This window comes from Bradyrhizobium sp. HKCCYLS3077, from assembly GCF_051167555.1.
Taxonomy (GTDB): domain Bacteria; phylum Pseudomonadota; class Alphaproteobacteria; order Rhizobiales; family Xanthobacteraceae; genus Bradyrhizobium.
Map to the genome: position 1 here is coordinate 443,058 of NZ_JBNPTH010000001.1, position 21,382 is coordinate 464,439.

Annotated in this window: 17 protein-coding genes; 11 read left to right on the plus strand and 6 right to left on the minus strand. The window is 66.2% G+C overall.

The features are described 5' to 3' along the window. Positions 1-115 precede the first annotated feature (115 nt). The 6 genes from pcaF to ACQR0Z_RS01985 all read left to right on the plus strand — a co-directional run bounded on the left by pcaF (position 116) and on the right by ACQR0Z_RS01985 (position 7,550). Positions 116-1,324 carry a 3-oxoadipyl-CoA thiolase gene (pcaF, locus tag ACQR0Z_RS01960; RefSeq protein WP_434917516.1) on the plus strand — a complete coding sequence of 403 codons (1,209 nt, stop codon included), beginning with the start codon at positions 116-118 and terminating at the stop codon, positions 1,322-1,324. 112 nt (positions 1,325-1,436) lie between these two features. Continuing rightward, on the plus strand, positions 1,437-2,330 hold the full coding sequence (locus ACQR0Z_RS01965) for a dioxygenase (RefSeq protein WP_434917517.1): 894 nt from the start codon (positions 1,437-1,439) through the stop codon (positions 2,328-2,330). Between the two features lie 59 nt (positions 2,331-2,389). Continuing rightward, positions 2,390-3,454 carry a phosphotransferase gene (locus tag ACQR0Z_RS01970; RefSeq protein WP_434917518.1) on the plus strand — a complete coding sequence of 355 codons (1,065 nt, stop codon included), beginning with the start codon at positions 2,390-2,392 and terminating at the stop codon, positions 3,452-3,454. A 526-nt stretch (positions 3,455-3,980) separates the two neighbouring features. Further along, on the plus strand, positions 3,981-5,150 hold the full coding sequence (locus tag ACQR0Z_RS01975) for a PspA/IM30 family protein (protein ID WP_434917519.1): 1,170 nt from the start codon (positions 3,981-3,983) through the stop codon (positions 5,148-5,150). 22 nt (positions 5,151-5,172) lie between these two features. After that, positions 5,173-5,835, plus strand: a complete 663-nt coding sequence (locus ACQR0Z_RS01980; protein WP_434917520.1) for an OB-fold-containig protein — start codon at positions 5,173-5,175, stop codon at positions 5,833-5,835. A 5-nt stretch (positions 5,836-5,840) separates the two neighbouring features. After that, positions 5,841-7,550, plus strand: a complete 1,710-nt coding sequence (locus ACQR0Z_RS01985) for a flotillin family protein (protein WP_434917521.1) — start codon at positions 5,841-5,843, stop codon at positions 7,548-7,550. Between the two features lie 477 nt (positions 7,551-8,027). Here the strand turns inward: ACQR0Z_RS01985 and ACQR0Z_RS01990 are convergent, their stop codons facing one another. From ACQR0Z_RS01990 to ACQR0Z_RS02000, 3 genes are read right to left on the minus strand one after another with little or no spacing between them, the layout of a single operon-like run. Beyond that, on the minus strand, positions 8,028-9,584 hold the full coding sequence (locus tag ACQR0Z_RS01990) for a DHA2 family efflux MFS transporter permease subunit (protein ID WP_434917522.1): 1,557 nt from the start codon (positions 9,582-9,584) through the stop codon (positions 8,028-8,030). 4 nt (positions 9,585-9,588) lie between these two features. Next, on the minus strand, positions 9,589-10,743 hold the full coding sequence (locus ACQR0Z_RS01995; protein WP_434917523.1) for an HlyD family secretion protein: 1,155 nt from the start codon (positions 10,741-10,743) through the stop codon (positions 9,589-9,591). Continuing rightward, entirely contained in the window at positions 10,736-11,215 is a 480-nt protein-coding gene (locus tag ACQR0Z_RS02000) for a MarR family winged helix-turn-helix transcriptional regulator (RefSeq protein WP_434917524.1), read from the minus strand. The genes ACQR0Z_RS01995 and ACQR0Z_RS02000 overlap by 8 nt, the downstream gene beginning before the upstream one ends. A gap of 174 nt (positions 11,216-11,389) precedes the next feature. Between ACQR0Z_RS02000 and ACQR0Z_RS02005 the strand changes: the two genes are divergently transcribed. The 4 genes from ACQR0Z_RS02005 (at position 11,390) to ACQR0Z_RS02020 (ending at position 15,450) form a co-directional block, all read left to right on the plus strand. Further along, entirely contained in the window at positions 11,390-11,881 is a 492-nt protein-coding gene (locus tag ACQR0Z_RS02005) for a Fur family transcriptional regulator (RefSeq protein ID WP_434858223.1), read from the plus strand. Between the two features lie 322 nt (positions 11,882-12,203). Further along, the gene (locus tag ACQR0Z_RS02010; RefSeq protein WP_434917525.1) at positions 12,204-13,157 is read left to right on the plus strand and encodes a DMT family transporter; all 954 of its coding nucleotides are present in this window, start codon (positions 12,204-12,206) and stop codon (positions 13,155-13,157) included. Between the two features lie 13 nt (positions 13,158-13,170). Then, positions 13,171-14,460 (plus strand): flavodoxin-dependent (E)-4-hydroxy-3-methylbut-2-enyl-diphosphate synthase, encoded by a 1,290-nt coding sequence (gene ispG / locus ACQR0Z_RS02015; RefSeq protein ID WP_434858225.1) that lies wholly within the window; start codon positions 13,171-13,173, stop codon positions 14,458-14,460. Between the two features lie 477 nt (positions 14,461-14,937). After that, complete coding sequence (locus ACQR0Z_RS02020; protein WP_434917526.1) at positions 14,938-15,450, plus strand: GNAT family N-acetyltransferase; 513 nt, start codon at positions 14,938-14,940, stop codon at positions 15,448-15,450. Between the two features lie 1,104 nt (positions 15,451-16,554). Here ACQR0Z_RS02020 and ACQR0Z_RS02025 read toward each other — a convergent pair. Further along, positions 16,555-18,162 carry a Na+/H+ antiporter gene (locus ACQR0Z_RS02025; protein ID WP_434917527.1) on the minus strand — a complete coding sequence of 536 codons (1,608 nt, stop codon included), beginning with the start codon at positions 18,160-18,162 and terminating at the stop codon, positions 16,555-16,557. 30 nt (positions 18,163-18,192) lie between these two features. Further along, on the minus strand, positions 18,193-18,567 hold the full coding sequence (locus ACQR0Z_RS02030) for a nuclear transport factor 2 family protein (RefSeq protein WP_434858230.1): 375 nt from the start codon (positions 18,565-18,567) through the stop codon (positions 18,193-18,195). Positions 18,568-18,785: 218 nt separating this feature from the next. Between ACQR0Z_RS02030 and ACQR0Z_RS02035 the strand changes: the two genes are divergently transcribed. Next, complete coding sequence (locus ACQR0Z_RS02035) at positions 18,786-20,684, plus strand: caspase family protein (protein ID WP_434917528.1); 1,899 nt, start codon at positions 18,786-18,788, stop codon at positions 20,682-20,684. On the opposite strand, the gene ACQR0Z_RS02040 is transcribed toward ACQR0Z_RS02035, so the two are convergent. Next, entirely contained in the window at positions 20,685-21,377 is a 693-nt protein-coding gene (locus ACQR0Z_RS02040; RefSeq protein WP_434858232.1) for a DUF1345 domain-containing protein, read from the minus strand. It lies immediately after the preceding gene. Between the last annotated feature and the right edge of the window lie 5 nt (positions 21,378-21,382).

Below are 21,382 nucleotides of genomic sequence, written 5' to 3' on the forward strand. Positions count from 1 at the left end.
TCTCGCCTCCTCAATTTCCACGCATGCCACCCCGCGTTCCCGTCATTTGACCTGCCCCCATCGCACTCCTAAAACCGCCGTCAATTCTGACCAGAAACACCCCCGGGAGAGAGCGATGCGAGACGTGTTCATTTGTGATGCGGTGCGGACCCCGATCGGGCGCTTCGGCGGCGCGCTGGCGAAGGTGAGGACCGACGATCTCGCGGCGACGCCGCTGAAGGCGCTGAAGGCCAAGCATCCCAATCTCGACTGGGCCGCGGTCGACGAGGTGTTCTTCGGCTGCGCCAACCAGGCCGGCGAGGACAACCGCAACGTCGCCCGCATGGCGCTGCTGCTGGCGGGCCTGCCGGACTCCATTCCCGGCCAGACGCTCAACCGCCTCTGCGCCTCCGGCCTCGACGCGGTCGGCGCCGCTGGCCGCGCGATCCGCGCAGGCGAGGTCGATCTCGCGATCGCAGGCGGCGTCGAATCGATGACGCGCGCGCCGTTCGTGCAGGGCAAGGCCACGGAGGCGTTCTCGCGCTCGGCCGAGATCTTCGACACCACGATCGGCTGGCGCTTCATCAATCCGCTGATGAAACAGCAGTACGGCGTCGATTCGATGCCGGAGACCGGCGAGAACGTCGCCGAGGAATTCCAGGTGTCGCGCGCCGACCAGGACGCGTTCGCGATCCGCTCCCAGCAGCGCGCCGGGAAGGCGATCGCGTCCGGCTATTTCGCCGCCGAGATCACGCAGGTCGCCGTGCCGGGCGGCAAGGCCGGCCCCATCACCGTCGACAAGGACGAGCATCCGCGTCCCGAGACCACGCTGGAAAACCTCGCCAAGCTGAAGCCGATCGTTCGCAATCCGGGCACTGTCACCGCCGGCAATGCGTCGGGTGTGAATGACGGCGCCGCGGCGATGATCCTCGCCTCGGAAGCCGCGGTGAAGAAGCACGGCCTGACGCCGCGCGCGCGTGTGCTCGGCCTTGCCTCCGCCGGCGTGCCGCCGCGCATCATGGGCATCGGTCCGGTGCCCGCGGTGCGCAAGCTGCTGGAGCGGCTCGGCCTGAAGATCACCGATTTCGATCTGATTGAGCTGAACGAAGCGTTCGCGTCCCAGGGCATCGCCTGTCTGCGCCAGCTCGGCGTCGCCGAAGACGCCGATTTCGTCAATCCGCACGGCGGCGCCATCGCGCTCGGCCATCCCCTCGGCATGAGCGGCGCGCGCATCGCGATGACCGCGGTGCACGGCCTCGAAGTCCGCGGGGGAAAACGCGCGCTCGCCACCATGTGCGTCGGCGTCGGCCAGGGCGTTGCGCTGGCGGTCGAGACGATCAACTGACACGCCGCCGTCATTGCGAGGAGCGAAGCGACGAAGCAATCCAGAGCCACGCGTGTAGCCCTGGATTGCTTCGCTTCGCTCGCAATGACGGAGAATGCAGAGGGACCGCGCCATGACCATCTCCCGCGAACAGGACGTCACCCCCGCCGTGCTAGCGGTGATGGAGCGGACCTCCAATCCGCGGCTGCGCGAGATCATGGTGTCGCTGATCAAGCATCTGCACGGCTTCGTCCGCGACGTCCGCCTCACCGAAGCAGAATTCCGCGAGGCCGCCGCCCTCATCGCCGAGCTCGGCCAGCGCACCAATGACACGCACAATGAAGTCGTGCTGATGGCCGGCTCGCTGGGCGTCTCGCCGCTGGTCTGCCTGCTCAACAATGGCGATGGCGGCAACACCGAGACGGCGCAGTCGCTGCTCGGCCCGTTCTGGCGGCTGAACTCGCCGCGCACCGAGAACGGCGGCTCGATCCTGCGCTCGCCGACGCCCGGGCCGGCGCTGTTCGTGCACGGACGCGTGGTCGATCCCAACGGCGCTCCAGTGGCTGGCGCCGAGGTCGACGTCTGGCACGCCTCTCCGGTCGGCTATTACGAGAACCAGGATCCAGAGCAGGCCGACATGAACCTGCGCGGCAAGCTCTTAACCGATCAAGACGGCCGCTTCTGGTTTCGCTCCGTCATGATGGTCGGCTATCCCATCCCCACCGACGGTGTCGTCGGCCGTCTCCTGAAGGCGCAGGGCCGTCATCCCTATCGTCCCGCGCATCTGCATGCGCTGATCGTCAAGCAAGGCTTCAAGGTGCTGATCTCGCAGGTCTACGACCCCAACGATCCGCACATCGACAGCGATGTCCAGTTCGGCGTCACACGCGCACTGCTCGGCAATTTCATCCGCCACGACGAACCGCATCCGACCGAGCCCGGCGTCACCGCGCCCTGGTACTCACTCGATCACGTCTACCGCATGGAGATCGGCGACGCCGTGCTGCCGCGCGCGCCGATCAAGTAGCACTGTCTTGATTTTCTGTTAGGGTCGGAGGCGCTGTAACCGTCGAAGGACAGCTCCTGATGACGTCTCCGGTCTTGCCATCCGTCGTCGACCCTGCGCGTCTGACCGAGACGCTTCGTGCATCCGGCGCGCTCGGCGCGAGCGCTGTGCGTGAGGTCGCGATGCTCAGCGCGCGCGACATCATCGTCTCGAGAATCATTCGTCTCGCTATCAGCTATGACGGCCCGGCGCCTGATGCGCCGCGGACGCTGATCCTGAAGGTTGCGCAGGAGAATTTTGCCAAGACCCTGTGGCGCGCCGGCCGCCAGGAGGTTGCGTTCTACACCACGATCGCGCCGCATCTGCCGCACCAGCTGGTGCCCCGCTGTTTCGGTGCGCATTGGGATGGCGACGGCCAGGACTGGCATCTGCTGCTGGAGGATCTGACCGACAGCCATGAGATCGCGACGGAATGGCCGCTGCCGCCGACATCGGCGCAGGCTGCTGACATCGTCGAGGCGCTGGCGCGCCTGCACGCGGCGTGGTGGGACCATCCCGATCTCGGCCGAACGATCGGCGAATTCATCGCACCCGCTTCCATGGCCGAGGTCATGGCGCAACTCGCCGGCCATCTCGAACGTTTCACCGCGCTGCTCGGTGATCGCCTGAGCGCCGACCGACGCGATATCTACCGGCGCTTCATCGCGTCCACGCCAAGACTGCTGGCGCGCTATCATTCGCACCGCCACCTCACGATCGCGCATGGCGACGCACATAGCTGGAACTTCCTGCTCGCCAAGCCAGGCGTGGCGGATCGCGCGCGCGTGTTCGACTTCGACCAGTGGCGGATCAATGTCGGCGCCAACGATCTCGCCTATCTGATGGGTCTACAGTGGTATCCCGAGCGCCGCCAGCAGGTGGAGCGTGATCTACTCGATTGCTATCACGAAGCCCTGCTCGGCCATGGCGTGACCGGCTACAGCCGCGCCGCGCTCGACGACGATTATCGCTATGGCGTGCTGTGGCAGATCACCAAGCCGGTGTGGCAGTGGACCGCGAACATTCCGCCGATCATCTGGTGGAACAATCTGGAGCGGATCTTCCTCGCCGTCGACGATCTCGGCTGCCGCGATCTGCTGGATTGATCTGGCTGCCGGCTGCACCGTTGTGCAGGGCCGCTGATAGCTAATCGCGCCTGCAGCGTCGGGTTTGCCACGCGATGCTACAAATTCGATGTCGTCCCGGACAAGCCGTGACGCGCGTCAGCGCGTCGCGGCGCCGATCCGGGACCCATAATCCCGGGCAGTGTTCGAGGCACGATCGCCACTCCGAGCCGTCGCGACACGACGGCCTGTGGCTATGGATCCCGGCTCTGCGCCCTGCCGTCGCTGCGCGACGACAGGGCTTGGCCGGGACGACCCCGGACGTGGAGACGCAGCTTCGTGACAATCGAAGCGAACGGAGCGGCCATCAGATTGCTTTCGAGCATTTTGCCGCTCATCACGCCGCGCCCCTCTTAACGATCACCAGAGATTGTTTGGTCGCCCCTCAAACCAGCCCGGGAGGTCAGAGCGACATACCAACATGGGCATGGCGTTCGGTGTGGTCACGGAAAGGTGCGGCGTCCTCGGAGCCACGGACGGCTTGCCAAAGCACAATAACAGTGCTTTGATGTTCTCCATGGCCGTAAGCCCGTACGATCAGGCTGTTCGCTACCGTCTCGCGCTCACGCCCGAGGCCCGCGACGCCGTCGAGGCGACGTTCGCCGATTATGCCCGGATGATGGACATGCTCGACGAGATCGCGAGCGCGAAGGGCATCGGCGCCAATCTCGTCGCGTTGCATGGCCATGCCTATGACCCCATCCGCAAGGCCACCCGACTGCCGTCGCGGCTCGTCACGCTCGGCCTGCGCGACCGCGCGGCGTATCGGGCGGCATCGAACCCGCGGCTGCCGCTCGACGACCGATTGGTGAATGTCAGGGATGCCGGCACGCTGTCGCTCGGCACCGCGCTCGGCCGCGTCACGATTCCGTTCGAGGTGACCGGTTATGTCGCGGGCTGGACGCACGCGACGCCGGCGCAGCTCGTTCGTACCGATAACGGTGACTTCGAGGTTCATTTCGGTGTCACCGCAGCGTCACGCCAACACGTCAGCCCACGAAAGGACCACGTCATGCTCGCCGAACACGCGCCGGCTCCCGACACGCTCCTGTCACGCGCCGGGCGCCTCATCGCCGGGATCGCCTATGGCGCGATCGAGAAGGCCGAGGACAACAACAGGGTCGCCCTGGTCAAGCAGGCGATTCGCGAGATCGAGCAGGCCGAGCGCGAGTCTCGCGAGAGCCTCGCCTCCGCGCGCGCCGAGGAGTACCGGCTCAATGCGCGCCGCGCAGAGATCGAGCGCGAGACCGTCGCTCTGGCTGAACAGATCCGCGTCGCCATCGGCGAGAACCGCGACGATCTCGCCCGCGCCGGCATTGCCCGCCAGATGGACCTCGAAGCGCAGTTCGAGGTGCTGTCGAAGGCGATCGACGAGAATGCCGAGCGCGTCGATGCGGTGCTGACGAGCCTGCGTGCGATCCTCTCCAGCCTGCAGGATGCGCAGGCGCGGCTCGCCGAGCTCGAACGCAGCGAGGCGATGGCTCAGCAGCCGAAGGCCGCCGCGCGCAAGACCGAGGATGCCGGCCTTGGCAAGGCCACGCGCGCGTCACGCGCAATTGCCCGCGCCACCGGCGTGCCGGAGGGCATTCCGCCGTCACCGGACATCGACGAATTGTCGAAGCTCAAGCGGGACAAGGACATTGCCGAGCGGCTGGCGCGTCTGAAGTCGCAGAACTGAGCGTGCAGGGGCGCATCGTCCCATGACCATGTTAGACCATTTCATGCAGCCCGAGGTGCGGCCGTTCGCGGTCGCCGCGGTGATGATCGTGCTGGTCGGCGGCGTCGAAATCGGCTCGATGCTGCTCGGCCTCTCGATCAGCGAGCTGCTCGGCCACGCCGTCGATCTCGGACACGACAGCGACAGCGGCAGCCTCGGCCAGGTGCTGTCCTGGATCAATGTCGGCGGCGTGCCGCTGATGATCTGCATCCTGCTCGCGCTCGGCATCTTCTCGATCTCGGGCTTCCTGCTCCAGGACGCGGTGCGTCTGGTGGGATGGCCGCTGCCGGCATCGGCCGCGGGTGTGCTCGCCGCTGTCATCACCGTGCCGCTGTTGCGCAGCTCGACGCGCACTATCGCGCGGCTCGTCCCGCAGGACGAAAGCTATGCCGTCGGTCTGGCCGATCTCGTCGGCCGCACCGGCGAGGTCGCGGTCGGACCGCTCGATGGCGGGCTGCCCGGCCGCGTCCGCGTCAAGGACATTCACGGCAATTGGCACACGGTCACCGCCACGGCCGCGCCCGGCTCGCCGGCGCTGCCCAAGGGGGCCGCGGTTCTGCTCGTCGACCGCAAGGACGGCCGCTTTCTCGCGATCGCGGCCGCCGACGAGCTCACGGACTCTCATACGTCCTCAACCCGAAAGTAGCTCCCATGTTTGATCTGGTTTTGCCCGCGTCGATCGGCGTCGTGCTGCTGGTCGTCCTCGGCACGGTGTTCGCCGTGCTCTATCACCGCTCCACCCGCGACGAGGCGTTCGTGCGCACCGGCCTCGGCGGCAAGAAAGTCGTGCTCGACGGCGGCGCCGTCGTGCTGCCGATCTTCCACTCGATCGCGCGCGTCAATCTGAAGACCCTGCGGCTGCGCGTGGAGCGCTCCAAGAAGGATTCGCTGATCACCAAGGACCGTATGCGCGTCGACATCGACGCCGAGTTCTATGTCCGGGTGAAGCCCGATGTGGATTCGATCGCGCTTGCCGCGCAGACGCTCGGCGCGGTGACCAACAATGCCGAATTGCTGCGCGACCAGGTCGAGGCCAAGTTCGTCGACGGCCTGCGCTCGGTCGCGGCGACGATGGAGCTGTTGGACCTGCAGGAGAAGCGCTCGGATTTCGTCAAGCACGTCCAGGCCGCGGTCGAGGCCGACGTGCAGTCGAACGGCCTGGAGCTGGAATCGGTGTCGCTGACCAAGCTCGACCAGACCGACATCTCGTTCTTCAACGCCGAGAACTTCTTCGACGCCGAGGGCCTGACGCGGCTCAAGACCGTCACCGAGACCCGGCGGCGGGACCGCAATGCCATCGTGCGCGACAACGAGGTGGCGATCGCGCAGAAGGACCTCGAGGCGCGCCAGCTCACGCTGACGATCGAGCGCACCAAGAAGGAGGCCGAGCTCAGCCAGGAGCGCGACATCGCCAACAAGACCGCGAGCACCCGCGCCGAGGTGGCGAGCGCGACGCAGACGGCGTGGCAGACCGAGGAGAACGCCCGCATCGAGGCGCAGCAGAAGATCGCCCAGCGCGAAGCCGAAGCGTTGAAGGTGCGCGAGACCGCGACCATCGAATCCAACCTCGCGATCAACCGGCGCAAGACCGACGCCGACCGCGAGATCCAGATCGCCACCCAGGACAACGACATCCAGATCGCGACCAAGAGCAAGGAGACGTCTGAAGCCCGCGCCGTCGCCAAGGCGGCCGAGGCGCTGGCGGTGTCGGCGGAGGAAAAGGTGACCACCGCGCGCGCGATCGAGATCGCCGACCGCGAACGCCAGACCGCGGTCATGGCCGCGCGGAAGGAGGCCGAGCAGCGCTCGACCGGCATCACGGTCGCGGCCGAGGCCGAGAAGCGCGCCGCGGTCGATCGCGGCGAGGCGGCCAAGACGCTCGCCGAAGCGGAGGCCGAGGCCAACAAGATCAAGGCTGCCGGCGTGCGCGAGATCGGCGAGGCGGAGGCCGCGGTGATCCTGTTGAAGAACGAGGCGCAGAACAAGCTCGGCAGCAACGTGATCGATTTCGAGCTCGCCAAGCAGCGCATCGCGACGATGCCGGCCGCGCTGGGCGAGATGGTCAAGCCGATCGCCAATCTGAAGGACGTCCGCATCCTGCACACTGGCGGCGCCTTCGGCGGCAATGGCAATGGTGCCGGCGGCGGCAATGTCGGCTTCGGCGAGGGCCTCGCCGGCGAGCTGCTGCGCGTGCATGCGCTGAAGCCGCTGATCGATGAGATCCTGGTACAGTCCGGCTTCAAGCCGGGCGACGATCCGGTGCAGGCGCTGGCGGGCATCGTGATGCCGAAGGCGGAGGCGAAGACCGCGAATGGCGCCGGCACGATCGAGCCGCTGCCGGTGTCCGCGCCAGCACCGTAAGGAGAGAGCGCGAAGGCCGCATCAAACTCCGCCGTCGTCCCGGACAAGCCCGGCAACGCGATAGCGTTGGCGGGCGCCGATCCGGGACCCATACCGCGTGATCTCACTTGAGGCAGGCTCGATGTTGACGCGGTCGGGCGACAAGAACCGTACGTGATTGTAAGAACCGGTGTGCGCAGGAAAGTCAGACCGGCGAGAACAGATCCACCGCATTCGCGGGAAAAATTCCCCGGGGGCTGGGGGCGGCGCTGGAGGAGCCACCGCCCCCGCCCGGCACGTCACGAGTGGGGCGCTCATGAGGTGCAGTCCCTGCGCGCAACTCATACGCAGGGCCGAGTGGGGTATCGATAAGATAGCGAGAAACGCGCCGGATTGAAGTTACAAATCCATCACGTCGCGGTCACCTTTTTGCTACTCCCGCCACACTGCGTCCGAATAGCGCACGCTTTTTCCGTGCCGGGAACATCGGTTGGTTAACTACTCCATCACGGCATGATCGGCTGGCGCTGACTGCGCGCGTAATGCCGTGCGGGTCGAGCCGATCATCACCGCGAGCGGGATCGACACCAGGATGAACGTCATCACCAGCTGGTAGTCGTGCGAGAAGGCGAGGATCTGCGCCTGCACCATCACCATCGCGTCGGCCATTGCACGACCGGCATCGGTGGAGAGGTTCAACAGACCGGCCACGTTCGGCATCTGCAGAGCGTGATTGAACGGGTTGATGTGCTCGACCAGGATCGCGTGGTTCCGCCGCGTGCCTTCGGTGAGCTGCGCGATCGCAATGGAGATGCCAATCGAGCTGGCGACGTTGCGCACCAATGTCAGCATCGAGGTTCCATCGGTGCGCAGCTCGCCCGGCAGCGTCAGGAACGCGACCGTCGACAGCGGCACGAAGACGAGGCCGAAGCCGAACCCCTGCATGATGCTGATGGTGATGATCTCGGGAACGCCGGTCTGGTCGGTCCAGGCCGTCATCTGGAACAGCGACAGCGCCGTCAGCGACAGGCCGACGATGATCAGGGTGCGCGCCTCGATGTAGCGCAACAGACGCCCGACCAGCATCATCGCGGCGAACGTGCCGCAGCCGCGGGTCGCGAGCAGCACGCCCGCGGTGATGATCGGATAGCCGATGACGTTCTGTAAGTAAGGCGAGGACAGCGCCATGGTGGAGAACAGCACCAGGCCCATCACCGTCATGAACACGCAGCCGCCGACGAAATTACGGTCCTTGAACAGCGCGAACTGGATGAACGGCCGCTTCGTCGTCAGCGAATGCGCCAGGAAGTAGTAGAAGCCGACCGCGGCGACGATGAATTCGATGATGATCTCGTTGCTCTCGAACCAGCCCTGGTCTTCGCCGCGGTCGAGCGCGATCTGCAGCGAGCCGATGCCGATGGCGAGCGCCATGAATCCGAACCAGTCAAATGTCAGCTCGGCATTCGGCTTGGTCTCCTCCATGAACGCCATCAGCCCGAGCACGGTGACCGCGCCGAACGGCAGGTTGACGAAGAACACCCAGTGCCAGGAATAGGTCTCGGTCAGCCACGCCCCGAGCGAAGGTCCCATGATCGGGCCGAGCATCACGCCCATGCCCCAGATCGCCATCGCCTTGGCGCGCTCGTGCAGCGCGTAGGAGTCGAGCATCACGGCTTGCGACAGCGGCACCAGCGAGGCGCCGAACACGCCTTGCAGGAGGCGGAACAGCACCATCTGTGTGATGTCCTGCGCCAGCCCGCACATGACAGAGGCGATGGTGAAGCCGGCCGAGCAGATGATGAAGGTGCGCTTGCGGCCGAAGCGGTTGGCGATCCACCCGACCGGCGCGGTCATGATCGCGGCCGCCACGATGTAGGACGTCAGCACCCAGTTGATCTGGTCGGTCGAGGCCGACAGGGTGCCCTGCATGTACGGCAGGGCGACGTTGGCGATGGTGGTGTCGAGCGCCTGCATGATCGTCGCCGTCATGGCGCAGATCGTCACCATGTTCCGGCGGAAGCCGGGAACCGCGGATGAGGCTGCAGGCGCATTCATCGCGCTACTCCTTCTCGGCGGCGTGCGCCGATCCGAACAGCCCGGCCAGCGTGCGCTCATGCCCGGTGTCGACCGACACGTTGACGCTCATGCCCGCCTTCAGCTTGGCGACGAACTTGTCGTTCTTGTCGAAATAGATCCGGATCGGCACGCGCTGGACCACCTTGACGAAATTGCCGGTCGCATTCTGCGGCGGCAGGATCGCGAACTGCGCGCCGGTGCCCGGCGACAGCGAGCCGACCGTGCCCTTGAAGCGGTGGTTCGGGAACGCGTCGACGTCGAGCTCGACCGGCTGGCCGACCGCGACATAGGTGAAGTCGCTCTCCTTCGGGTTGGCGTCGACCCAGGGATTGCTGATGTCGATCACCGAGAACACCGGCGTGCCGGCGGCGACGAAGCGGCCGAGCTGGATCTGGTCGACCTGCGTGGCGATGCCCGGCATCGGCGCACGCAAGATCGTGTGGTCGAGATCGCGCTGGGCGTCCTCGAGCTTGGCCTTGGCCTGGATGTAGGGCGGGAATTCCTCCAGCGGCAGGTCGGGATTGCCGAGCAGCTGGGTCTTGGCGTTGGAGAGCTGCTGCTTGATGAACTGCGCCTGTGCGCCCGCCGTCACCAGCGCGTTCGCGGCGTTGTCGAGATCGAGCTGCGAGCCGAAATTGTTCTTGGCGAGCGTCTGCTTGCGCTCGACGTCCTTCTGCTTGAGGTCGATGCCCTGGTTGGCCAGATCGAGCATCTGGCCGTAGATCTTGATGTTGGCGGTGAGGTTGTCATAGGCCGTGCGCGCCTGCGCCAGCGCCGCCTTGGCCTGGTCGACCGCGAGCCGATAGGGCACGGCGTCGATCTCGAACAGCTCGTCGCCCTTCTGGACCTGCTGGCCCTCCTTGACGAGAACCTTGATGATCTTGCCGGAGATGTCGGGCGTGATCAGAACCTTCTGCGCGCCGACATAGGCGTCGTCGGTGGTCACGTAGCGGCCGCCATTGAGATACAGCACGAAGCCGCCGATCGCGGCCACGAGCGGCAGCACCACCAGCAGCAGGGTGCGGCGGTAGCGGCGCAGGACTCCGGGACGCGCCGGCTTCGCGGCGGCAGCCGCCGGCGGCGCCGCGTCCGGGCTGGCCTTCTGTTCGGGGGCGAGTTTCAGGGCTGGCTCAGCCATAGCGCTGCTCCTTTCGCTGCTCGTCACACAGGGACTGCAGGGCGTTTCTCACATTTTCTTTGATGGCTTCGAGATGGGTCATCAGCCGCTCGGCATCGCCTGAGCTGATGCCGTGAAGGGCGGTGTCGGTCAGCTCGGCCTTGAGCACGCCGAGCTTGGCGAGCAGCGGGCGCGCGGCCTTCTTCAGATACAGCCGGTTGACGCGCCGGTCGGTGTCGTCGCCGCGGCGCTCGATCAGGCCGGCGTCTGCCAGCTTGTCGATCAGCCGCGTCAGGGTGATCGGCTGCATCTCCAGCTGCTCGGCGAGCTCGGACTGCTTCATCCCCTCGTTGCGCTCGACCTTGGCCAGCACGGCCCATTGCGCGCGGGTCATTCCGAAGCGCGCGGCTTCCTTGTCGGCATAGGCGCGCACCAAGCGCTGCAGCTCGCCGAGGGTAAACAGGAAGTTGGCGTCCGCGGAGGTGCGGCTCATGAGTGTCTCGATTCGGGATCGGAGGGAACTAAGCTTTGGCTGTAATGAGCCTCGGATATGATAAGCAAGCTTATGAATATTTCATTCTGTTTCGGTGCGGCCCCGTCCCGCGATTGACGCATGGCTCGGCCGCAGCCTTTGGCGGGATCGGTCCGAGATGCTAGATTGTCAGCGATGACCCTCGCCAAACCCATTTTCCCGGCACCGGACCATGATCATGGCCGCTGCGCGGCCGACGCCCTGGACCATGCCGAGCGCGTCTGCGCGCAGCGCGGCCAGAAGTTCACGCCGCAGCGCCGCCAGGTGCTTGAATCGCTGCTGTCGAGCCACCGGCCGCTCGGCGCCTACGAGATCATCGAGGAGCTCGCCAAGTCCGGAACGCGGCCGGCTCCGATTACGGTGTATCGCGCGCTCGAGTTCCTGATGGCCAACGGCCTGGTGCACCGCATCGAAAGCCGCAACGCGTTCCTCGCCTGCGCGCATGACCACGAGCAGACCGCGCTGGTCGCGTTCCTGATCTGCGAAAGCTGCGGCGCGGTCGGCGAGGTTCCCGCAGCGCCGATTGCCGAAAGCCTCAAGAGCGCCGCCGCCGCATCGGGGTTCCTGCCTAAGATGTCGGTCGTCGAGATCACCGGCCTCTGCGCGCACTGCCAGAAGGCGGCGTAAGATCCTTAGTGCGCCGCAAGGTGTACACGCCTAACTAATCATCGTATTCGAGATTTTCGCCCGGGCGACGGTGCGCCCCCTCTCCCCGTCCTTCACGGGGAGAGGGTTGGGGTGAGGGGCGGCCACACCCACCGACCGTGCTGAGAGTCCCCCTCACCCGGATGGCATCTGACGATGCCATCCGACCTCTCCCCGCAAGCGGGGCGAGGTAGGGCACCGCCGCTGCCGCCCTACCGTTCGCCTCACGACGCGGACCTAGACCACGCCGACCGCAGTCCTCCGCGGTTCAAAAACAAAAACGTCTTAGGGAGCCCCCGTCCTCGTGTCCGCACCGTCCCCTTCGTCCGCCGCCACCCGGCCACTCGGTCCGGGCGCCATCGCCATCACGCTCGTGCTCTGCCTGTCCTGGGCGTTCAACCAGATCGCGATCAAGCTTTCGCTGCCCGAAGTGCCGCCGATGCTGCAGGCGACGTTCCGCTCGGCGGGCGCGCTGCCGGTGCTGCTGATCTTCGCGCAGCTGCGCGGGGTGAAGATGTTCGAGCGCGACGGCACGCTGTGGCTCGGTCTGATCGCCGGCGCGCTGTTCGGCTTCGAGTTCGTGCTGATCTATCAGGGCCTGCTGCTGACCTCGGCCTCCCGCGCGGTGGTGTTCCTCTACACCGCGCCGTTCTTCGTCGCGCTCGGCTCGTTCCGCTTCCTAGGCGAGCGGCTCGGCCCGGCGCAATGGGGCGGACTTGCCATGAGCTTCACCGGCGTCGCGCTCGCGATCGGGATCCCCCAGGCCAATGTCGACAGCCGCGTCCTGCTCGGCGATCTCCTGGTGGTTGGCGGCGGATTGCTCTGGGGCGTCACCACGGTGTTCATCAAAGGGACCCGGATGCGTCTGATCGCGCCGGAGCGCGCACTCGGATACCAGGTCGCGGTCTCCGTCCCAATCATGGCCGCGGCCGCGCTGGTCGCCGGCGAGCGGCTGACCCATGTTCCCAGTCCGTTCGTAATCGGGCTGCTCGCCTATCAGGCGATCTGGGTGGTCGGGACTACCTTCACGATCTGGTTCGCGCTGATCAAGGCCTATTCGGCCAGCAAATTATCGGCATTTACCTTCATCACCCCTTTATTCGGGGTCGTGGCGAGCTATTTCATCCTGCATGACGCCCTGACGCTGGCTTTTGGCCTGGCTGCCGTGCTTGTGATCATTGGGCTTTTTCTCGTAAACCGCCCGAACCGCGCGGTCGCCGCCGCGACTGATCCATTGCTGACCGTCACCAAAACCTGATATCCGAGCGCCCATGAACAAGCCCGAGACAGTGCCCCAGAACGACATCGCCGGACCCGCTCCCCGGCATCAGACCACCAAAGTCATGGTCGGCAACGTCGCCGTGGGCGGCGGGGCGCCGATCGTGGTCCAGTCCATGACCAACACCGACACCGCCGATGTCGACAGCACGGTGGCCCAGGTCGCAGCGCTGGCGCGCGCCGGGTCGGAGATGGTCCGCATCACGGTGGATCGCGACGAGGCGGCCGCGGCCGTCCCGCACATCCGCGAGCAGCTCGACAAGCGCGGCATCACCACGCCGCTGATCGGCGACTTCCATTACATCGGCCACAAGCTGCTGACCGAGTACCCCGCCTGCGCCGAGGCGCTGGCGAAGTACCGCATCAATCCCGGCAATGTCGGCTTCAAGGACAAGCGCGACACCCAGTTCTCGACCATCATCGAGCTCGCCAACAAATACGGCAAGCCGGTGCGCATCGGCGCCAATTGGGGCTCGCTCGACCAGGAGCTGCTGTCGAAGCTGATGGACGAGAACGCCGAGTCCGCGAACCCGCGCGATGCCCGCGCGGTCATGCGCGAGGCCATGGTGCAGTCGGCGCTGCACTCGGCCGAACGCGCGCAAGAGCTCGGCATGCCCAAGGACCGCATCATCCTGTCGGCCAAGGTCTCGGCCGTGCAGGACCTGATCGCGGTGTATCAGGATCTCGCCGCACGCTCCGACTACGCCATCCATCTCGGCCTCACCGAGGCCGGCATGGGCTCGAAGGGCATCGTCGCCTCCTCGGCCGCGCTCGGCATTCTCCTGCAGCAGGGCATCGGCGACACGATCCGCATCTCGCTGACCCCCGAGCCCGGCGGCGACCGCACCCTCGAGGTGCAGGTAGCACAGGAGCTGCTGCAGACCATGGGCTTCCGCACCTTCGTGCCGCTGGTCGCGGCCTGCCCGGGCTGCGGCCGCACCACCTCGACCACGTTCCAGGAGCTGGCGCGCTCGATCCAGGATTTCATCCGCGACGAGATGCCGACCTGGAAGACCAAGTATCCGGGCGTCGAGGCGCTCAACGTCGCGGTCATGGGCTGCATCGTCAACGGCCCCGGCGAGTCCAAGCACGCCAATATCGGCATCTCGCTGCCGGGCACCGGCGAGGCCCCGGCCGCGCCGGTGTTCGTCGACGGCAAGAAGTTCCGCACCCTGCGCGGCCCGACGATCGCCGCCGACTTCAAGGCCCTGGTCATCGACTACATCGACCAGCGCTACGGAAGCGGTGCCAAGGCGCCGGAGAGCGTGACCGCGGCGGAGTAGGGCAGGGGCTTACATCCGAGGGCGCCTGCGCGCCCTCGCGGAAGCCGCTTAGTTCGCGGCCCTCCTTCGTATGCCACATGTGAGTTGAATCCCACCTGCCACTGCATCGACGGTGCGCTCCCTCTCCCCGTCCTTCACGGGGAGAGGGTTGGGGTGAGGGGCCGCCACACCCACCGACCGTGCTGAGAGTCCCCCTCACCCGGATTGCATCTGACGATGCAATCCGACCTCTCCCCGCAAGCGGGGCGAGGTCTTCAAGCCGCTACGCCGGTTGTCTGACGCGCGGCAGTCTGTGAGCGAAGCAATCCCTCTGCCTGCAACCCGCGGCTGCTTGCTCCCTGCTCGTCATTCTGAAACCTTCCGCCACGCGCGCGAATGCGTTCCCGACACGCCGCTGCCGTGACCCGCGCGATCACCCGCTGCCCCACTACCGCCCGCATGATCAGCACCTTGAGGCCTGCTGAAGAGGATGCCGCAATGAACCTCGATGTCCGGGAAATGGAGCTCGCCGAGACCGCGCTGGTCATCGACTATTTCTATTCATCCAGCATCGAGCAGCTCGACCTGATGGGTATCGACCCCACACGCTTGCCGACCAAGCCGGTGTGGGCCGGCCTGTTCAAGACGCTCTACGAGCTGCCGCTCACCGAACGCGCGGCTCTGCTCGTGATCTGGCGCCTCGACGGCCGCCCGATCGGCTTCTCCAGTTGCGACCGCATCGTGTTCGGCAACCGGGCCCACATGCATCTGCACGTCACCGAGCCCGAGCTGCGCGGCCGCGGCTTGGGCACCGAATGTATCAGCCGCAGCATCGATCTGTATTTTGATCGCCTGCAGCTCAAGCAGCTGTTCTGCGAGCCGCACGCCTACAACACCGCGCCCAACCGCGCGCTGCAGAAGGCCGGCTTCCGTTATCTGAAGACCTACAAGACGGTGCCCGGCCCGATGAACTACCATCAGGCGGTGACGCGCTGGATGATCGAGCGGTGAGGGCGCGCCCGCCTGCTATCGCGCTTCATTGCGGTCAGCGCATCATCTCGCCAGAGACGGTCTAACTCTTTCCACGTCGTCATTCCGGGGCATTCGCGCGCAAAATGGCGCAGCCATTTTGAGTCCGCGCGAATGAGCCCGGAATCCATAACCACAGGCAGACATGGGTCGAAGACGATCGCCACATCGATCCCGTCCCTCATCGGCAGTCGTGGCTATGGATTCCGGGCTCGCGCTTCGCGCGCCCCGGAATGACGCGCGGAGAGAGTAGCAGTGTCGTCCCGGCCTTGAGCCGGGACCCATAACCACCGTCTTGAGTTGTTGCGCAAGCTGGAGCGGCGTTCTTCGTCATCACACCCGCTTGTGAGTATGGGTCCCGGCTCAAGGCCGGGACGACAGCGGTGGGTGTGGCCGGCGCTCGCGAGACACAAATTGCCCGTCGCGTTACCATGTCGCAGCCATCGGGCCTTGTGTCGTCGGGCAAATCAGATCGATCCTTCCGCCCGTCCCGCCTCACTGAAGAGGGGCGCTTCGCGGTCGTCACGAACGTGGAGGCGGGATGCGGTGGACGCGACGTGGCGCAGCGGGCCGATGGGCTCGCGGACGAACGTCATGGCGCGGACGGTCAAGTCGCATGGTCCTGACATCCCGACGCTGATGCCAAGCTGGCCGACGATGGGCCGGTGACGGGGGCAAGAAAGCCCGGTCCCCGGGGAGAGTGCGAAGCAGCCGTTAAAACCATTGCGCAGGGAGGGCCGGGTCTTGTCCGGCTGAACCTGTGGTACCTGCCGCCTGCTTGTTTTTCCGCAGGCGGGCCACGGGCCTCAGTCGGGGCCCGGCCTTCCTTGCGCCCTCTGATTGGTGAGGGCGAGAGAGAAGATCAATGCTCGGACGCGAAACGCGGGCGCGAGGGTGATGAACTGCGTCTACAAACTCAGTCGACGTAAGTGTACCCCGCTCCATCCACGTCATTGCGAGCGCAGCGAAGCAATCCAGAGTCCCGCCCACCATCCTGGATTGCTTCGCTGCGCTCGCAATGACGGTGTGCGCGTCGAGCGACTGCGCCCGACAACTCGCCCACACATCGAGGCCTGCATCCCACGCCTACAACGGCGCCTGCCCATATTCCCGGTTGGCGAGGCTCGCCTCTTCCAGATCGAGATCGCGCTCGATGCGGCGGCGGGTTTCGTCGGTGATCTGGCCGTCGCGGAGCATGGCATGAATGGTCTTGCGCTCGACGCCGATCAGTTCGCGGGTCAGCTCGATGCCGCGCGCGGAGGCATCGTAGTCGTCCGGGTTGAGGTTCTCCGGCAGCTGGTTGACGCGGACCTCGTGCCGCGCGCGCAGGAGACGCACGACCTCCTCGGAGACGTCGCGGTCATTGGTCATCGTCTCCAGCGATTGCAATGCGCGATCGAGCACCTCCCGCCGCGCGGCGATCTCCTGCTCGTGCTCGCGGACATGCTCGGCGCGGCCGGTGCGGCCGACGCCGAGCCAGCGCACCACGAGCGGCAAGGTCAGGCCGAGCCCGATCAAAGTGAAGAAGATCACGCCGAAGGCCACGAACAGGATCTGGTCGCGATACGGAAAGCCGTCGCCCGTCGGCAGCGTCAAAGGCAGGGCCAGCGCGGTCGCCAGCGAGACGGTGCCGCGCACGCCGGTGAAGCCGATGATGAAGGTCTGCTGCCAGGGCGGCAGCGGATCACGTGCTCGCAGCGAGCTGCTCAGGACGCGCGGCAGGATCGTCGCCGGAAAAGTCCAGGCAAACCGCGCGATGACCACGATGGCGACGACCAGCGCGGTGGCGATGATGATCTCGTCGAGCGGGAAGACCTTCGACTTCTCGTAGATCAGCCGCATCTGGAAGCCGGTCAGCAGGAACAGCATGCCCTCGATCAGGTAGACCACGAGGTCCCAGAAGAACACGCCCTGCAGACGGGTCGCCGAGGAGATCCACAGTGGTCCGTTCCAGCTCATGTAGAGGCCGCAAGCCACCGTGGCGATCACGCCGGAGCCGCCGACATGCTCGGGAATCCAGTAGGCGAGATACGGCGTCAGCAGCGACAGCGTGATCTCGACGCGGGTGTCGTCGGAATAATGCCGCGCACGCAGCATCAGCCAGCCGACGCCGATGCCGAAGGCGATCTCGCCGACCACGATTCCTGCGAATTCGCCGGCGGCCACCGGAAGCGAGAAGGTGCCGGTGGTGATCGCCGCGACCGCGAAGCGGTACAGGATCAGCGCCGTCGCATCATTGGCAAGACCCTCGCCTTCGAGGATGACCATCACCCGGCGTGGCAGATGCAGCCGGCGGGCGATGGCGAGCGGCGCCACCACGTCGGGCGGTGCGACGATGGCGCCGAGCAGGAAGCCGATGCTCCAGGGAAGGCCGAGAACAAAATGGGTGGCCGCGGCCACGATGGCTGCGGTGAACAGCACGCAGCCGACCGCCAGGAACACGATCGGCCGCAGATTGCGCTTGAACTCGCGCCAGCTCATCGCGACGCTGGAGGAATAGATCAGCGGCGGCAGCACCACGAGCAGCACCAGCTCCGGCGGCAGCGCGAAGGCCGGCATGCCCGGCACGAAGGCGAGCCCGATACCGGCCAGCATCAGCAGGATCGCCGGCGCCAGATTGGCCCGGCGCGCAACGAGCGCGGTTCCCGCCAGCACGGCCAGCAGGATCAGGAAAATTTGAAAATGCTCTTCCATCGGGGACAGCCTGGCGTCGATGCGCCGGGCTCAGTCCCGGAGGTCGTAGCGGTAGGACTTGGAGACGATCTGCCAACCGTCGGCGAGCTTCATGGCGACGAGATAATCGGTGAAATAGCGCGGCGGCAGCTGGCAGCGCACCTTGATGAACGCCGTCTTGTCGTCCGAACGGTCGATGGTGACGATGAAGTCCTCGCGAGGCTTGCCCTCGGCCTTGGCGGAGGGGCGCTTGCGCACCCAGGCCAGCCAGTCCGGCACGGTCAGGATCTTCAGCTCGCCCTTCTCGACCCAGCGCAGGTCGGCAGTGGGATGGAACACCGCGCCGAGCTTGTCGGCGTCGCCCTCATAGAGCGCATCGAAATAGCCCTGGACGACGGATTCGACGGTGGAACGGTCGGCGCTCATGGGCTGCTCCCTGAAACCCAGACAAACAAGGATCGCATTTTCGATGCAAAATCAGGCTTGGCAAGCCATGAACTGCAACCGATGCTCGGTCGACTGAAATATACTGGCCGAAGCGGCATGTTCCGGAAATAAAGGCTGCGTGATGCTGGTCACAAGCCAAATGGGCTGCCTCTGGTAGGCAGAGCCAGCAGGTTTCCCAGGCTGGGAGTATGTTCAAGATGTCGTGGTCAATCCGATTGAGCGGTTTTCTCGTTGCGGTAGCGCTGCTGCTCGCAGGCCACCCCGCGCTCGCCGAGAAGCGGGTGGCCCTCGTCATCGGGAATTCGGCCTATCAGAACGTGCCGCAGCTCACCAATCCCGCCAATGACGGCGCGGTGATGACCCAGACCTTCAAGAACGCCGGCTTCGACGTCGTCGACTACCGCCGCGACCTCACCGCGCGCGAGACCCGGCGGGCGCTGCGCGATTTCGCCGATGCCGCGCGCGATGCCGACATCGCGGTGGTCTATTATGCCGGCCACGGCATGGAGGTCGAAGGCTCCAACTACCTGATCCCGATCGATGCCCGGCTGGAGCGCGACACCGACGTCTATGATGAGACCTTGTCGCTCGACCGCATCCTGGTGGCCGTCGAGCCCGCCAAGAAGCTGCGGCTCGTCATCCTCGACGCCTGCCGCGACAACCCCTTCACCCGCAACATGCAGCGGACGGTGGCGACGCGCAGCCTCGGCCGCGGCCTCGCCAAGGTCGAGCCGACCAGCCCTAACACCTTGATCGCCTATTCGGCGAAGGCGGGTTCGACCGCACAGGATGGCGACGGCAGCAACTCGCCGTTCACGCTGGCGCTGTCGCGCCACATCGCGACCCCCGGGCTCGATGTCCGCAAGGCGTTCGGCTTCGTCCGCGACGAGGTGCTGAAGTCGACCAGCAACCGCCAGGAGCCGTTCGTGTATGGCTCGCTCGGCGGCGAGGACGTACCGCTGGTGCCCGGCGTGCCGCGCGTCATGACGCAGATGCCGGTGACGCCGCCGGCGGCCAATCCGCAGGCGGACATGCGCCGCGACTACGAACTGGCGATGCAGGTCGGCAACAAGGGCGCGCTGAACGCGTTTCTCGCGCAATATCCGGACGGCTTCTATGCGAGCCTCGCCAAGCTGCAGATCGAAAAGCTGACGGCGGAAGAGAACCGCGCCGCCGCCGCCGAGAAGGCGCGCGTGACGGAAGCCGAGCGGGCACGGCTCGCGTCCGAGGGCGCGCGCAAGGATACGCTGGCCAAGGCGGAGGCCGAGGCCAAGGCGGCCGAGCAGGCGCGTGTCGCCGCCGAGAAGGCCAATCAACTCGCGCAGCAGCAGGCCGCCGAGGCCGAGCGGAAGCGCCAGGAGCAGCAGCTCGCGGCGGCGGACAATCCGCGCGCGGCGACCTCGCCGGCCGCAGCCACGCAGGGGCCGCAGGTGGCCTCGCTCACCCCGGCGTCGCAGCCGGCTGATCTCACCAAGTCGGTGCAGCTCGAGCTGCGCCGCGTCGGCTGCCTGACCGAGGACGCCGACGGCGATTGGGGCTCCGCCTCGCGCCGCTCGCTGTCGCAGTTCAACCGCTACGCCGGCACCAAGCTCGACACCCAGGCGGCGTCGGCCGATGCGCTCCAGGCGATCAAGCTCAAACAGGCGCGCGTCTGCCCGCTGGTCTGCCAGCACGGCTACAAGTCGGACGGCGACCGCTGCACCCGCATCGTCTGCGCCGAGGGCTCGTTTGTGAATGATGACAACGAGTGCGAGAAGCGGCGCGAGAAGAAGCCGGTCGCCAAGCGTGACACCAGTGACGACGAGGATATGCCGTCGCGCCGCCGTGCCCGCGTGACACCCGAGCCGAATGCGCCGATGCCGGCTCCAAACGTCGGCATTGGCGTCGGGATCGGAGTTGGCGGCGGCGGCGTTGGCATCGGTGTGGCGCCGAGCTTTGCTCCGCCCAAGCCGCAGGCCCAGGCGCGGCCCAAGCCGTCCTCCGGCCAGATCTATTGCGACGCCTATCTGTGCCGTCCGGTGCGGCAGGGCTGCCGGCTGGAATATCGCGGCGGCGGCGGCCCGGGCGTCAACGCCACCGCCGAGGTGTGCAACTGATCAGGACGAGATCACGCTGGCTGCGATGTTGACCATCAGCGCGACCAGCGCGGTGTTGTAGACGAACGAGATGATGCCGTGGACGGTCGCGGTGCGGCGGATCACCTTGTCGGTGATCCCGACATCGGAGACCTGGGCGGTCATGCCGATGATGAAGGAGAAGTAGACGAAGTCCCAATAGTCGGCGGGCTCGTCGCTGTCGCCGCTCGGAAACTGCAGCCCGCCCGGCTTGGCGCCGCGATAATAGTCGTGGGCGTAGTGCAGGGCGAAGGTCGTATGCACCGCCACCCAGGACAGCGAGACCGTGAGCAGCGCCAGCGTCAGCGCCGGGGCGTCGCGCTTGGAGGCGCCGAGCTCGAACACGATCGCGGCGATGCTGGCGAAGGCGCCGAGCGCGGTAACCAGCAGGATCACGAAGCGGCCGTCGTCCTGCATCACTGCCTTGCGACGGATGTGCTGGTGCTCGCTCCTCAGCATCAATACCGCGACCAGCACGAGGTAGATCGTGGTGAAGATGTCCCAGCTGATCAGGAGCCGCGTGATCAGCCGCAGCGCGCCTGGCAGGAGAAAGAATGCGAGCGCGGCGATGCCCAGCGAGATGAAGGTGCGGGGACGGGCGTAGATGATGCGCAATCCGCGCGGCAGGCGCGCGAAGCGCGCCAGCACCGGATCGTCAGGATGAAGTCCCGTCAACCGCG

Excerpts from the sequence above, each read along its gene's own strand:
- pcaF (WP_434917516.1), top strand. The coding sequence starts at position 116 with ATGCGAGACGTGTTCATTTGTGATGCGGTGCGGACCCCGATCGGGCGC.
- ACQR0Z_RS01965 (WP_434917517.1), top strand. The coding sequence starts at position 1,437 with ATGACCATCTCCCGCGAACAGGACGTCACCCCCGCCGTGCTAGCGGTG.
- ACQR0Z_RS01970 (WP_434917518.1), top strand. The coding sequence starts at position 2,390 with ATGACGTCTCCGGTCTTGCCATCCGTCGTCGACCCTGCGCGTCTGACC.
- ACQR0Z_RS01975 (WP_434917519.1), top strand. The coding sequence starts at position 3,981 with ATGTTCTCCATGGCCGTAAGCCCGTACGATCAGGCTGTTCGCTACCGT.
- ACQR0Z_RS01980 (WP_434917520.1), top strand. The coding sequence starts at position 5,173 with ATGACCATGTTAGACCATTTCATGCAGCCCGAGGTGCGGCCGTTCGCG.
- ACQR0Z_RS01985 (WP_434917521.1), top strand. The coding sequence starts at position 5,841 with ATGTTTGATCTGGTTTTGCCCGCGTCGATCGGCGTCGTGCTGCTGGTC.
- ACQR0Z_RS01990 (WP_434917522.1), bottom strand. The coding sequence starts at position 9,584 with ATGAATGCGCCTGCAGCCTCATCCGCGGTTCCCGGCTTCCGCCGGAAC.
- ACQR0Z_RS01995 (WP_434917523.1), bottom strand. The coding sequence starts at position 10,743 with ATGGCTGAGCCAGCCCTGAAACTCGCCCCCGAACAGAAGGCCAGCCCG.
- ACQR0Z_RS02000 (WP_434917524.1), bottom strand. The coding sequence starts at position 11,215 with ATGAGCCGCACCTCCGCGGACGCCAACTTCCTGTTTACCCTCGGCGAG.
- ACQR0Z_RS02005 (WP_434858223.1), top strand. The coding sequence starts at position 11,390 with ATGACCCTCGCCAAACCCATTTTCCCGGCACCGGACCATGATCATGGC.
- ispG (WP_434858225.1), top strand. The coding sequence starts at position 13,171 with ATGAACAAGCCCGAGACAGTGCCCCAGAACGACATCGCCGGACCCGCT.
- ACQR0Z_RS02020 (WP_434917526.1), top strand. The coding sequence starts at position 14,938 with ATGAACCTCGATGTCCGGGAAATGGAGCTCGCCGAGACCGCGCTGGTC.
- ACQR0Z_RS02025 (WP_434917527.1), bottom strand. The coding sequence starts at position 18,162 with ATGGAAGAGCATTTTCAAATTTTCCTGATCCTGCTGGCCGTGCTGGCG.
- ACQR0Z_RS02030 (WP_434858230.1), bottom strand. The coding sequence starts at position 18,567 with ATGAGCGCCGACCGTTCCACCGTCGAATCCGTCGTCCAGGGCTATTTC.
- ACQR0Z_RS02035 (WP_434917528.1), top strand. The coding sequence starts at position 18,786 with ATGTCGTGGTCAATCCGATTGAGCGGTTTTCTCGTTGCGGTAGCGCTG.